Annotated in this window: 11 protein-coding genes; 8 read left to right on the top strand and 3 right to left on the bottom strand. The window is 64.1% G+C overall.

Going from position 1 to position 13,030, the window contains the following annotated elements; genetic code table 11:
- Positions 1-175: 175 nt before the first annotated feature.
- Positions 176-790 carry a polyhydroxyalkanoate synthesis repressor PhaR gene (gene phaR / locus NKH35_RS26020; protein ID WP_023685813.1) on the top strand — a complete coding sequence of 205 codons (615 nt, stop codon included), beginning with the start codon at positions 176-178 and terminating at the stop codon, positions 788-790.
- 44 nt (positions 791-834) lie between these two features.
- Here phaR and NKH35_RS26015 read toward each other — a convergent pair whose 3' ends face one another.
- A complete protein-coding gene (locus NKH35_RS26015; protein WP_023673834.1) occupies positions 835-1,302 on the bottom strand; it encodes a GNAT family N-acetyltransferase in 468 nt (155 codons plus the stop codon).
- A 57-nt stretch (positions 1,303-1,359) separates the two neighbouring features.
- Entirely contained in the window at positions 1,360-1,779 is a 420-nt protein-coding gene (locus NKH35_RS26010) for a rhodanese-like domain-containing protein (RefSeq protein ID WP_027050807.1), read from the bottom strand.
- Positions 1,780-1,847: 68 nt separating this feature from the next.
- Between NKH35_RS26010 and ftrA the strand changes: the two genes are divergently transcribed.
- Positions 1,848-2,861, top strand: a complete 1,014-nt coding sequence (gene ftrA / locus NKH35_RS26005; protein ID WP_352916870.1) for a transcriptional regulator FtrA — start codon at positions 1,848-1,850, stop codon at positions 2,859-2,861.
- Here ftrA and NKH35_RS26000 read toward each other — a convergent pair.
- Positions 2,858-3,997: a citrate/2-methylcitrate synthase gene (locus tag NKH35_RS26000; RefSeq protein WP_352916860.1), complete on the bottom strand. Its 1,140-nt coding sequence runs from the start codon at positions 3,995-3,997 to the stop codon at positions 2,858-2,860. The genes ftrA and NKH35_RS26000 overlap by 4 nt on opposite strands.
- 93 nt (positions 3,998-4,090) lie before the next feature.
- Here NKH35_RS26000 and NKH35_RS25995 point away from each other — a divergent pair, with 93 nt between their 5' ends.
- The 6 genes from NKH35_RS25995 (at position 4,091) to NKH35_RS25970 (ending at position 12,641) form a co-directional block, all read left to right on the top strand.
- Positions 4,091-5,179 (top strand): citrate synthase/methylcitrate synthase, encoded by a 1,089-nt coding sequence (locus NKH35_RS25995; RefSeq protein ID WP_352916858.1) that lies wholly within the window; start codon positions 4,091-4,093, stop codon positions 5,177-5,179.
- Positions 5,180-5,543: 364 nt separating this feature from the next.
- Entirely contained in the window at positions 5,544-6,671 is a 1,128-nt protein-coding gene (locus NKH35_RS25990) for a patatin-like phospholipase family protein (RefSeq protein ID WP_352916856.1), read from the top strand.
- A 519-nt stretch (positions 6,672-7,190) separates the two neighbouring features.
- On the top strand, positions 7,191-8,369 hold the full coding sequence (locus NKH35_RS25985) for an efflux RND transporter periplasmic adaptor subunit (RefSeq protein WP_352886170.1): 1,179 nt from the start codon (positions 7,191-7,193) through the stop codon (positions 8,367-8,369).
- An 81-nt stretch (positions 8,370-8,450) separates the two neighbouring features.
- Entirely contained in the window at positions 8,451-11,621 is a 3,171-nt protein-coding gene (locus tag NKH35_RS25980) for an efflux RND transporter permease subunit (protein ID WP_352916854.1), read from the top strand.
- A gap of 96 nt (positions 11,622-11,717) precedes the next feature.
- A complete protein-coding gene (locus NKH35_RS25975; RefSeq protein ID WP_023702789.1) occupies positions 11,718-11,876 on the top strand; it encodes a DUF3309 family protein in 159 nt (52 codons plus the stop codon).
- A gap of 348 nt (positions 11,877-12,224) precedes the next feature.
- Entirely contained in the window at positions 12,225-12,641 is a 417-nt protein-coding gene (locus tag NKH35_RS25970; RefSeq protein ID WP_023712827.1) for a DOPA 4,5-dioxygenase family protein, read from the top strand.
- The last annotated feature ends 389 nt before the right edge of the window (positions 12,642-13,030 follow it).

Below are 13,030 nucleotides of genomic sequence, written 5' to 3'. Positions count from 1 at the left end.
CCGGCGGGATCGCCCAACCTTTGCTGCGCAGCATAATTGGCCGGCCATGCAGCAATAAATGATGCCGCACTGCACAAAGCGCTTGGAATTATAGAGCTTTTGCGCATATCCTTAAAAATGGCGCAATCGTTACCGGCGGCTTACTCAGGCGCGCCGGTGTCCCGGGAGGATGCTGATGGCCGCGAAAGACGACCCTATCATTATCAAGAAATATGCCAATCGCCGGCTCTACAACACCGGCACCAGCACCTATGTCACGCTCGAGGATCTGGCCGAGATGGTCAAGAAGGGCGAGGAGTTCACCGTCCAGGACGCCAAGACCGGTGACGACATTACCCATCCGGTGCTGACGCAGATCATCTTCGAACTGGAGAATAAGGATGGGCAGAACATGCTGCCGATCCCGTTCCTGCGTCAGCTGATCGCTTTCTATGGCGACCAGATGCAGCAGATCGTGCCGAGCTTCCTCGAACAGTCGATGATGGCCTTCTCCAAGGAACAGGAGCGGTTCCGCGAGCAGATGAAGGGCGCGATCGGCAAGTCGCCGCTGGATGTGATGAAGATCGCCACGCCGATCAAGGCGCTGGAAGAGCAGACACGCCGCAACATGGAAATGTTCCAGAACGCGATGCGCCTGTTCACGCCGTTCCCGACCGCCGCCACAAATGCTGCGGCCGCGGCTGCACCCGAGCCGGCCCGCAAGGATGTCCCGGAAAAGAGCGGCGACGACCTTCAGGAACTGAAGCAACAGATCGCCGCCATGCAGCGCAAGCTTGACACCATGTCGTAAGCGACCGCTGCATGATCGAACGCCTCAGTTTGGTGAGGCGGCTTTTACGGGTCGATTTTCAGCTGCCACGGTTCCCAGATATCGTCGGGCTGGCCGTCGAGCGAGCGGTAGAAGGCTTTGGCCGGCGAGTTGGATTTCAGCACCGTCCATTTGATGGCGGAGGCGCCAATGCTCAAAGCGTGTTGGCGAAGCTGTTCAACAAGCGCATGGCCGACCCCCATGCCGCGCGTCGCTTCAGTGACGTAGAGTTCCTTCAGCCAGACAACCGGCTTCAGGTCGTAGGTCCAGGGGATGAGGTAGTGGACGGCGATGCCGACGATCACGCCCTCTCGCTCCGCCACCAACACGCCGAACCGGGGCGATGGCCCCAGCCCGTGCTCGATGAGGTTCGCTTCGGTGACGCGAAGCTTGTCGTCGTAACCCTCGAAGACGGCTAGCGCCCGCATGAGGGCGAGCACCGCACCGACATCCTGGCGCTCGAATGGACGAATTCTAACCATCGCCTTCTGCATGCTTGCTCCAGCCCGACCATATCGCGTGGACGCTGCCGCGGCAGCCTGGCCTTGGCCTCACGCGTGCAAGACACCGGGCTCCTTGCCTGAAGCGAAAGGAAGGTCCTCGTCCTGCCAACCGGTTATGCCGCCGATCATGATCTTCACGGGACGACCGAGGCTGGCCAGCTTGAAGGCCGCCTGATCCGCGCCATTGCAATGCGGTCCCGCGCAATAGACGACGAACAGCGTCTTTTCGGGCCATTGCACCATCCGCTCGGCCGATATTTCGCGGTGGGGCAGATGCAGCGCGCCCGGCACATGGCGGCGTCCATAGGCTTCCGGCGAACCGACCACATGCAGGAGAACAAAGTCCGGCTCCCCGGCACGCATTGCGGCGGCGACGTCGGAACAGTCGGTCTCGACGGAAAGCCGGCGCAGAAAATGGTCGCGGGCGATATCCGGCGATGCCGCCGGAATGTCTGTCACGTGGCTCATCCTCGTATCTCCATTGCTGATGCGACGGAGAGATAAGACAGGAAGCAGGGCGATTGCAGCTGGCAGCTTTGCCATATATCGTCAAGATCATGCCATCCTCTGCCAATCCGCGCCCTGCCAACCCTCTTGTCGTTGCCGTTGCCTATGACGGGCTGTGCACGTTCGAGTTTGGCGTGGCGGTTGAGATCTTCGCCTTGCCCCGGCCGGAAATGGGTGAGGATTGGTACCGTTTTGCGGTTGCCGGTATTGATACCGGTGAAATGCGCGCGCTGGGCGGCGTGCGCATCATTGCCGACGGGGGGATCGATCTGATCGGCCAGGCCGGCACGGTGATCGTGCCGGGATGGCGCGGGTCGGAGGCTCCGGTGCCGCCGGCGCTGATCGAGGCGCTTCGAAAGGCACACGAGCGCGGCGCTCGCATTCTTTCGATCTGTTCGGGCGTGTTCGTGCTTGCGGCGGCCGGCCTGCTTGCGGGCAAAAGAGCGACCACGCACTGGCGCTACAGCGAGAAGCTGACGGAGATGTACCCCGACATCACCGTGATTCCGGACGTTTTGTACATCGATGAGGGCAATGTGCTGACATCGGCAGGCAGTGCCGCAGGCATCGACCTCTGCCTGCATCTGGTGCGGCGCGACTTCGGCACCAAGGCTGCAAACATGGTGGCGCGGCGTCTGGTGGTGCCGCCGCATCGCGATGGCGGCCAGGCGCAGTATGTCGAAAGTTCCATTCCCGAGCCACATGAGCGCAGCCGGCTTGGACCGTTGATCGACAGGATGCGCGCCGATATTGCCGCCGACTATCCCGTCGCCATCTTGGCCGAGCTTGCCGGTATGAGCGAGCGGACGTTCCTGCGCCGGTTCGCGGCCGCGACCGGTGTCACGCCGGCGCGCTGGCTGTTGTCGGAACGGCTTTCGCGGGCGCGCACGCTGCTGGAAGACACCGCCATGCCGATCGAACGGATTGCCGAGACCGCCGGCTTTGGCGCGGCAGGCACGCTGCGGCATCATTTTCGTCAGCAGTTCGCCACGACGCCCGTCGCGTACCGTGCGCGGTTCGGGAACACGGTCAGGTCGGCTTAAGTCACGCGTCCCTCATAGCGGCCACGCGGCCTGATGATGCTGCCGCTAATGATCTGTTCGACCATATGCGCGGCCCAGCCGACACTGCGTCCGAGCGCAAACAGCTGGAACGGTGCATCGCGCGGCAAGCCAAGGCCGCGCGTTAGTGCGGCCAGGGCGAAGTCGATGTTGGGCTGGGCACCGACCGCCGCCATGGCGGCTTTTTGCAGCTGTTGCAGCGTCTCGTCGACAGGGATGACTTCCAGAAGTGCGGTGGCACGGGGATCGCCGTCGGGATAGAGCGGATGGCCGAACGCCGGCAAGGGCCGATCATGGCCGAGCCAGCGCCGGATCGCCGCATCCGCGCCGTGGGCTGCTGCATCTTCAGCCAGTTGCATCGCCGCTTCGCCGGCGCCACCGTGGCGCGGGCCGGACAGCGTTGCCAGGCCGGCCAGCAGGCATGCGGCAGGCGAGGCGCCTGTGGACGCTGCGACGCGGGCGGCAAAGGTCGATGCGTTGAGTTCATGATCGGCGAGCAGGACGAGGGCGCAGCGGATCGCTTCCGCGCCGGCATCATCCACCGACCAGCCCTGCGCCAGGCGCTTATGGACAGGCGCTGTGCCGGTTCCCGCGCCCAGCGATTGCGCTAGTGCTGCTATTGTGTGCGCGGCCTCGGTGCACAGCGAGGCGGCGCTGCGTCCGAGCGAAGGCCGCCCGTGGCCTGCAAGCATGGCAAGCTGCGCAAAGGCCGAGGCGCGGCCGACTGGATGAGGCGCTTCAGGTGACGGAGCTTTGAACGTCACCGGTTCGGTCGAGGCCCACAGCAGAGCGGCGGTTTCCTCCAGCGTCGCCGATTTGGAGAGCGCAACGGCGTCTTGCCCTCGGTAGATGAGGCTCCCGTGCAGAACGGTCGAAATTGCTGTTGCAATCGAGGGTTCGCCCCAGGCGATCGCACTCTCGGCGATGGCCGAGGGACTGCGGCCGCGCGCCCGGCGGGTCGCCAATGCCGCGATGTCGTCGGCGCGGTACTGGCTGCGGCGCGGGTCGCTCTCATCCGGCCGCATGCCGATGCGGCCACGGCTGACATAGGCGTAGAGCGTCTGCGGCCGGACCTTGAGCCGTTCCAGCGCCTCTTCCCGCGACAGCCATTCGGACATTTTCAGCCCATGCATTGATTATATTGATCAAGATTGATCGAGGCGCAGCCTAACCCTTATCTCCCATGCAGAAAAGCTGCAAGGAGATGAGATATGGCGAACGGGCTCGATGATGTGGTGGCGGCGGAGACCGTGCTCTCCGATGTCGATGGCCTTGGCGGCCGCCTGACGATCCGCGGTCATTCGCTGCCGGAATTGGCGGGACGCTGGCGCTATGCGCAAGTGGTTCGCCTGTTGCTCGACGGCTTCTTCGACGGCCTTCCCGGCGATGCCGAACTGGCAGCGAGGCTGGGCAAGGCTCGCGTCGAGGTGTTCGAGCGGCTTGCACCCTCGCTGCCGCTGCTCGCACCGATTGAGATCTATGGCGCCATGCGCGCCGGCATGGCGCTGCTGCCGGATGGCGAGACACCGACGGACGCCTTGCGGCTGATCGCGGCGCCCGCTGTGCTGACGCCGGCTCTGCTGCGCCTGGCGCGTGGCGAGCAGCCGATCGCACCTGACGCGAAGGCCGATCACGCCGCCGACATGCTGAGGATGCTCGAGGGATCCGTCCCGTCGCCGGCGCTGGCAAGGGCACTCGACACCTATCTGGTCACCGTCTGCGATCACGGCCTCAACGCCTCGACCTTTGCCACCCGCGTCGTCGCATCGACGCTGGCCGGGCTGACATCGTCGGTGCTGGCCGGGCTCGGCGCGCTCAAGGGGCCGCTGCACGGCGGCGCGCCCGGCCCGGTGATCGAGATGCTCGATGCAATCCAGGCGCATGGCGACGCGGCCGGTTGGCTGCGCGAGAAGGTCGCGCATGGCGAGCGCATCATGGGTTTCGGCCATCGTATCTACCGCGTGCGCGATCCGCGCGCCGATGTGCTGAAGGGGGTGGTGCGGCAGCTCGGCAGCGAAGGCGAAGCCGGCCGCCGGCTGGCCTTCGCCGAACAGGTCGAGCAGACGGCGCTCGAGGTGTTGCGGATCGCCAAGCCGCAGCGCTCGTTGCAGACCAATGTCGAGTTCTACACAGCGCTTGTGCTTGAGGCGGCGGGCTTTCCGCCACAGGCGTTCAGCAATGTCTTTGCCGCCGGACGTGTCGCCGGCTGGATCGCGCATGCGCGCGAACAGCAGACGACGGGGCGGCTGATCCGTCCACAGTCGCGCTATGTCGGGCCGGTGCCGAAGCTTGTTGCTTGAGGTTTTTGCGAAGAGGACCCCCACCCTAGCTTGCCGGGGCGAGCCACGGGTCTCGCCCGTCCTTCGGACCCCCACAAGGGGGAGGGCAGCTGGCGCGCGCCGCCGAAACGTCGGTGGTTTGCTGAGATCAGCGTCTACCAAGTCTCCCTCCCCCTTGTGGGGAGGGATCAAGGGTGGTGGGCGAAGACCTCGGCGTGGAGGGCCATTCCCCATGACCAAAATTTCATGTGATCACGCGACCGTGTTCGTGTTCTTGCCTTGGTGATCCCTTATATGCTGCACTGCAATATAAGTCCGCTGCCGTCGAACCCGCCCGATTTCCGGGCGGAATGAGGCAGCAGCGACCAAACCGAACAGGAACGCCATGACCAAAAACGGCAAGGCGGAGGAAACGAAGAAGATCAACATCGCGCTGCAGGGCGGCGGCTCGCACGGGGCTTTCTCCTGGGGTGTACTCGACCGGCTGCTGGAGGATGGCAGGCTCGACATTTCAGCCGTGTCCGGCACCAGCGCCGGCGCGATGAATGCGGTGGCGCTGGCCGATGGTTTTGTGCGCGGCGGCGTCGAGGGTGCACGGCAAAAGCTCGACGACTTCTGGCGCGCGGTGGCGGCCAAGGGCCGCTTCAGCCCGGTGCAGCGCATGCCGTGGGACGTCGCCTGGGGCAACTGGTCGATCGAGAACACGCCCGGCTATTTCTTCTTCGACACCATGTCCCGAGTGTTTTCGCCCTATGTCGCCAATCCGCTGGGCTTGAACCCGCTGCGCGACGTGGTCGAGCAGGAGATCGATTTCAAAAATGTTCACGCCTGCAAGTCGATGGAGCTGTTCATTTCGGCGACCAATGTCGAGACCGGCCAGCTGCGCGTCTTTTCCGATGGCGAGATCGACCTCGACACGGTGATGGCCTCGGCCTGCCTGCCGCAATTGTTCCGCGCCGTCGAGATCAAGGGCGTGCCCTATTGGGATGGCGGCTATGGCGGCAATCCGGCGCTGTTTCCGTTCTTCAAGACGGCGGCGACCGAGGATGTGCTGCTGTTGCAGATCAATCCGGTGGTGCGCGAAGGCACGCCGAGAAGCGCTAACGAGATCCAGAACCGCATCGACGAGATCACCTTCAATGCCGGGCTGCTGAACGAATTCCGCTCGATCGCCTTCGTCAAGGAACTGATCGCCGCCGGCCGGCTGCCGCCTGGCGAATACCGCGACATCCGCATGCACCGCATCGATGCCGACGAAGCGTTCAAGGATCTGTCGGCTTCCAAGGTCAACGCCGAATGGGCTTTTTTGACCTATTTGCGCGACCTTGGCCGCATAGCGGCGAGCGACTGGCTGGAGGAGAATTACGACGCCGTCGGCAAGCGGCCGACGCTCGATCTTTCCGTCGAACTAGATGACGGCTTCAAACCGGTGCGTGGGCCGGCACCGGGACGGCGGGTGAAGGAATTTCTCGCCGCCCGCAAGAAGCCGGACGCGGAACGCCGGCGGGCCTGAGTCCGCCCGGATCGATCAAGACGATCAGCGAAGTGTTCGGAAAATCGGAGTAGCGCCGATGACTTTCCGTCCCGGAACAACCGTTGCGTGTGACGGTATACAAAATCATACTGACGCCTGCTGCCATTCACTGCGTGGCTACGCAGGTCGCGCCCACATTTGAGCGTCAAAAACTAGTGCGGGCACAGGGGGGTATCAGTGCTCAAAACGCCTTGAAAACAAAGCGCCTCCAACATCCGTATGGTTCCGAGACTGTGGTTCCGCCGCCTGACGGGGCGCCGATAAAACCGTTTTCGTTGGCCACACTACATCGCCTGGCACAATGTTCCTGCAACTTTTCGACTGTATTGCGATGCAACTTTGATGTAGAAGCGCGGCTTCGCCGTTCACGGCAAATTGAACACGGCCTGGCGCGCACCCATATCGGCGACGCGCCCGAGTTGGAAGACACGGTAGCTGTTAGACGACGGACTCCTGTTGGATAACGACTTGGCCGAACCCCGCAGTGGAAAAACAATGATGCCGAAGATCAGGTTTCACAAGCTTGCCGCTATTGTCGTGCTCATCGGCTTCGCCGCCTGGATGGGAACAGGCGCGTTCTCGTCCGTCGGCAGCGCCGCTGTCGAAGGTGCTGGCAAGGCAGGCGATCAGGCCAAGCCGGGCGATCAGGCCAAGGCACCGGATGCAACCAAGACCGCCGAGGCCGAACCGAAGGCGCCGCTGCGCACCGTCGCGGTGGTGACGCCGCCGCGCAAGACCTATGCCCGCGCCATCCGCATTTCCGGGCTGACCGAGGCCGACAAGCGCGCCGTGCTGGCGACGCGTGTCGCCGGCGTCATCGAAAAGCTGCCGGTCAAGCAGGGCGATCACGTCAAGACCGGCGATCTGGTGCTGATGCTTGCGGCGGAAGAAAAGATCTCGATGGTCGACAATGCCAAGCAGCTCGTCGTGCAGCGCCAGGCTGAACTCGACGCATCGCTGCGGCTCATGAAGACCGGCAATCTGCCCAAGCTACAGCTCGACACGGCGCGTTCGAACCTGACCGCTGCGCAGTCGCAGCTGGAAACGGCGCAGGCCGAGCTCGACCGCAATCTGGTCAAGGCGCCCTTCGACGGCGTCATCGACCGGGTGCCGGTGGAGCTCGGCAGTTCCGTCATGCAGGGCGGCGAGGTGGCAACCATCCTCAAGCTCGATCCGGTGATTGCGCGCGGCGAAGTCAGCGAACGCGACCTCGGCTATCTCAAGCTCGGCGACAAGGCCACTGTCCGGCTGGTCAGCGGCCAGACCGTCGAAGGCACGGTGCGCTACATCAGCCGCGACGCCTCGTCGGCCACCCGAACCTTCCGCGTCGAGATCGCCGTGCCCAATGCCGATGGCTCCGTGCCGGCGGGCATGACGGCAGAGATTGCGCTCAGCGCGCAGCCGACCGACGCCGTCATGTTGCCGCGCTCCGTGGTGACGCTGGGCGACAAGGGCGATCTCGGCATCCGTGCCGTCGACAAGGACAACAAGGTGGTGTTCTTCCCGATCGACCTCGTTGACGACTCGCCTAAGGGCCTGGTGCTTGGCGGCATTCCCGCCGATGCCCGCGTCATCGTCGCCGGCCAGGAACTCGTCAAGGAAGGCGACGTCGTCAAGCCGGTCGAGGCCGACCAGGCGACCATCCAGAAACTGTTGGGCGAAGCGACAACGCAGTAGCGCCGGAACGGCCCCGGCCGGGGACAGCCGGGGCGGGGACAACCGGCCGCAATGCGGCTCCTGAAATCTTGAGAACAGGCCATGGATATCGTCAAACTCGCGATCAACAATGCCCGGCTGACCATTGCGGTGCTGGTGTTCCTGCTGCTGGCGGGCTGGGTCGCCTATCAGTCGACGCCGAAGGAAGCGGAACCCGACGTTCCGATTCCGATGATGTATGTCAGCCTGATCTATCAGGGCATTTCGCCTGAGGATTCCGAGCGCCTTCTGCTGCGGCCGATGGAAAGCAAGCTGAAGAGCCTGAAGGGCCTCAAGGAAATGCGCTCGGCCGCCTTCCAGGGCGGCGGCTATGTGCTGGTCGAGTTCCAGCCGCAGACCAACCTGGCGACAGCACTTCAGGACACGCGCTCCAAGGTGCAGGACGGCAAGGCCGACCTGCCGCAGGCGGCCGAAGAACCCGTCGTCACCGAGGTCAACATCTCCGAATTCCCGGTGCTGGTGGTGACGTTGTCGGGCGAATTGCCCGAGCGCGTGCTGACGGCTGCCGCGCGCGAATTGCGCGACCGCATCGAAGAAGTGCCTGGCGTTCTCGAAGGCTCGCTGCAGGGCGCGCGCGACGACCTCGTCGAAGTCGTCATCGATCCGATGAAACTGTCGTCCTACGGCCTGCAGCTCGACCAGCTGATCGGCGCGGTCGGCGCCTCCAACAGCCTGGTCGCAGCCGGCAACATCGAGGGGTCGGAAGGCAAATACGCGGTCAAGGTGCCGTCGCTGATCGAGACACCCGAGGATGTCGCGTCCTTGCCGGTGGTCGCCGGCCCCAATGCCGTCGTGCAGGCGAAGGACATCGCCACGGTGCGTTCGACCTTCGCCGACGCCGAGACCATCACCCGCCTCAACGGTAAGCCGGCCATCGCCATCGAAGTCAAGAAGCGCATCGGCGCCAATCTGATCGACACGCTGGCCAAGGTGCGGGAAGTGTCCGACGCCTATGTCAAGACCATGCCGGAAGGCATGAACATCACCTACACGCAGGACAAGTCGGTCTTCGTCAACCAGCTTCTGGGCGATCTGCAGAACCACGTGATGATCGCCGTCATCCTGGTGTTCATCGTCATCCTCTATGCGCTGTCGGGCCGCGCCTCGCTGCTGATCGGGCTTGCCATTCCGTCATCGTTCCTGATCGGCATCCTGCTGCTTGCGATGATGGGCTACACCATCAACATGATCGTGCTGTTCAGCCTTATCCTGGCGGTCGGCATGCTGGTCGACGACGCCATCATCGTCACCGAGTTCGCCGAACGGCGCATGGGCGAAGGCATGCCGAAGGCGGAAGCCTTCACGCTGGCCGCCAAGCGCATGGCCGGTCCGGTCATCGCCGCGACCATGACCCGCATCGCGGCGTTTTCGCCGCTGCTGTTCTGGCCCGGCATCATCGGCGACTTCATGAAATACATGCCGATCACGCTGATCGTCACGCTGTCGGCCTCGATGCTTTATGCGCTGGTGTTCGCGCCGACGCTGGGCGCGCTTTTCGCCAAGGCGCCGGAGCATCACGAGGAACACAATCGCGACGGCTGGTACATGGCGCTGGTCAAGCAGGCGGTGCGCTTCCCCATCACTGTGCTGGTGCTCACAGCCGTGCTGCTCACCGGCGTCGGCTTCGCCTATTCGAAGTATGGCGCCGGCGTCGAGTTCTTCCCCAGCGTCGAGCCCGATTACGGCCTGCTCTATGTGCATGCCCGCGGCAATCTCTCGCTGGCCGAAATGGATACGGCGACCAGGATCGCCGAAAACCGGCTGCTCGGCTGGCCCGGCGTCAAATCGGTCTACACCCGCGTCGGCAAGACGCAAGGCGGCGGCCAGGATGTGCCGGAGGACGTCGTCGGCGTCATCCAGTATGAGTTCATCGACTGGCGCGAGCGCAAATCGGCGAACCATATCCTGGATGAGCTGCGCACCGTCATGGCCGGCATTCCCGGCGTCGATGTCGAGGTGCGCGTGCCGGAGGCCGGTCCTCCCACGGGCAAGGCGGTGCAGCTCCGGCTTTCGGCCATCGATCCCAAAGGGCTCGACGACCAGGCCCGCGCCGTTGCGGCGCGCATTGCCAAGGTGCCCGGTGTCATCGACGTTTCCGACGGCCTGCCGCCGCCCGGCGTGGACTGGGCGCTCGAGGTCGACCGCGCCAAGGCGGCGCAGTACGGCATCAGCCCGACCGCCGTCGGCACCGTGGTGCAATTGGTGACCAATGGGTTGAAGCTGTCCGAGTACCGGCCGGCCGGCGCCGACGATGCCGTCGATATCCGCCTGCGCCTGCCCGAAGACCGGCGCACGCTATCGACGCTCGACGAGCTCCGGGTGCAGACCGCGCAAGGCTCGGTGCCGATCTCGAACTTCGTCGTGCGCAAGCCGGAGCCGACCGTCGGCATCCTCAACCGCATCGACGGCGCCCGCACAGTGGTCGTCCAGGCCAACGTCGCCGCCGGTAACCAGGTTGCGGCGGTGCAGGCGGAGGTGACCAAGGCGGTCACCGACATGAAGCTCGACAGCGGCATACGCTGGAAGCTGGCGGGGTCGAACGAGGACAGCGCCGAAGCCAGCGCCTTCCTCGGCAAGGCCTTCGGCGCGGCGATCTTCCTGATCTTCCTGGTGCTGCTGATGCAGTTCAACAAGTTCACCAGCGTGCTTCTGGTGCTGTCCTGCGTGGTCATGGCGACGATCGGTGTGTTCCTGGGGCTGCTGCTGACCGGCGAAGCCTTCGGCATCGTCATGTCGGGCATCGGCGTCATCGCGCTGGCCGGCGTGGTGGTGAACAACAACATCGTCTTGATCGACACCTATGACCGGCTGCGCGAAGAGGGCTGGGACAAGATGGAGGCGGTGCTGCAGACCTGCCGCGAACGTGCCCGTCCGGTGGTGCTGACGGCGGTCTCGGCCATCCTTGGCGTGCTGCCAATCGCCTTTGGCCTCGGCCTTGAAATCTTCCATCACGAGACGACGATCAACGCGCCGTCGACGCAATGGTGGATTTCGCTGTCCTCGGCCATCGTCTTCGGCCTGTCCTTCGCCACGCTGCTGACGCTGGTGGTGACGCCGTCCATGCTGATGATCTTCACGCGCAGCAAGAACAGCCGCTTCTACGCCTTTTTCCGCCGGCTGTTCGGACGCGACAAGAAGCCGAGTGCGCCCGCAGGGCCAAGACCGGGTCCGCTCGACGAGCCGGCAATCGCCTTCCCCAAAGCCGCGGAATAGCCCAGCTTTCCCCAGGCAGACAAAAGGCCGTCCGGAACAACCGGGCGGCCTTTTGCATTGTCCCCTCGCATCTGAAGAGCAAAGCGAGGGACTCTTATGACCGTCAGCACCATTCTCATCATAGTTCTGATCCTGATCCTGATCGGCGCCGTACCGGCCTGGCCGCATTCGCGCTCCTGGGGTTATGGGCCGTCCGGAATAGTCGGCGTTGTGCTTGTGGTGCTGCTGATCCTGGTGCTGATGGGCAGGGTTTGATCGGGGCAGGAGACCTCTGCGATCAGCGTTTCCTCTCCCGATGAAGCGCTGGCAATAAGCACACGGCGGTGCCAACCCCCACTCCGGCCGCTGCGCGGCCACCTCTCCCCATGTCCATGGGGGAGAGGAAATGCCAAGCTTTTCAAGGCAGCGACCTCGGCGGTTAGCATTTCCTCTCCCCCACGAATGTGGGGGTAGAGGTGGCTCGGCGAAGCCGAGACGGAGTGCGGGAGCGCCATATGCGATTGGCCCGAAATCGAGATGACGAGCACACGCTGTGCCCCCTTGGCCACCCCGCACCCTTGCGTATACGCTGCCCGCACGACAATCACCGAGGGAGCCATCAAGGTGAACACCGCCAGCCCGCCAAGGCCTCTCGCCGAGATCGCCAGCTATCACGCCCACATCTACTATGACGGGCAAGCCGAGCGGCAGCACGCCGAATGGCTGCGCCTGCGCATCGGCGAACGCTTCCGCGTGCGCCTGGGCAACTGGCGCGACGAGCCGGTCGGCCCGCACGAACAGGCCATGTACCAGGTCTCCTTCGCCACCGAGATTTTCGCCACGCTGGTCCCCTGGCTGATGCTGAACCACGGCGGCCTCAGCATCCTCATCCACCCCAACACCACCAACCCCAAGCGCGACCATCTGGTCGATCCGATCTGGATCGGGCGGCCGCTGGGGGTTCATGGCGAGGTGCTGGGTGAAGAGGATGAAGCGGAAGAGGCGCTGGAGGTGAACACGGAGCCGACGCTGGGGGCGTAGGGAGGCGTTCTGCAAAGTAGAGACTTGGCCTTGGAGACGCGTTCGCCAGTAGCCTAGCTCAGGCATGCATGACAAGCCGCTTTGCCCCTCAAGCCGTATCCTATGCCTTCATCATTGCTTCGTTGAAGGTGCCGAACCAGCGCGGGGCCGTTGGAGCGATGGACCGTCAATTGATGGCAAGGGAGAGTTCTCCTTGGTCGCCGGTACGCCGAGGCGGGGTCGCCGAATAGGCAAAGATTGCAATAGAGGAGGCAGCCGGCACTCGTTCCCGCAGGGTAGGGCGCACCCGTTCGGACGGAGCAACTGGCGCTCCGCACGAGGGACAGGGCAACTCACTGGTGACTGGGTGCGTGCCTGACGAAGCTCTTCGTTTCGGCTGAGATAAATGC

Source organism: Mesorhizobium sp. M1143 (genome assembly GCF_040318435.1).
Lineage (GTDB): Bacteria > Pseudomonadota > Alphaproteobacteria > Rhizobiales > Rhizobiaceae > Mesorhizobium.
This window is presented reverse-complemented; position numbering and strand designations above follow the sequence as displayed.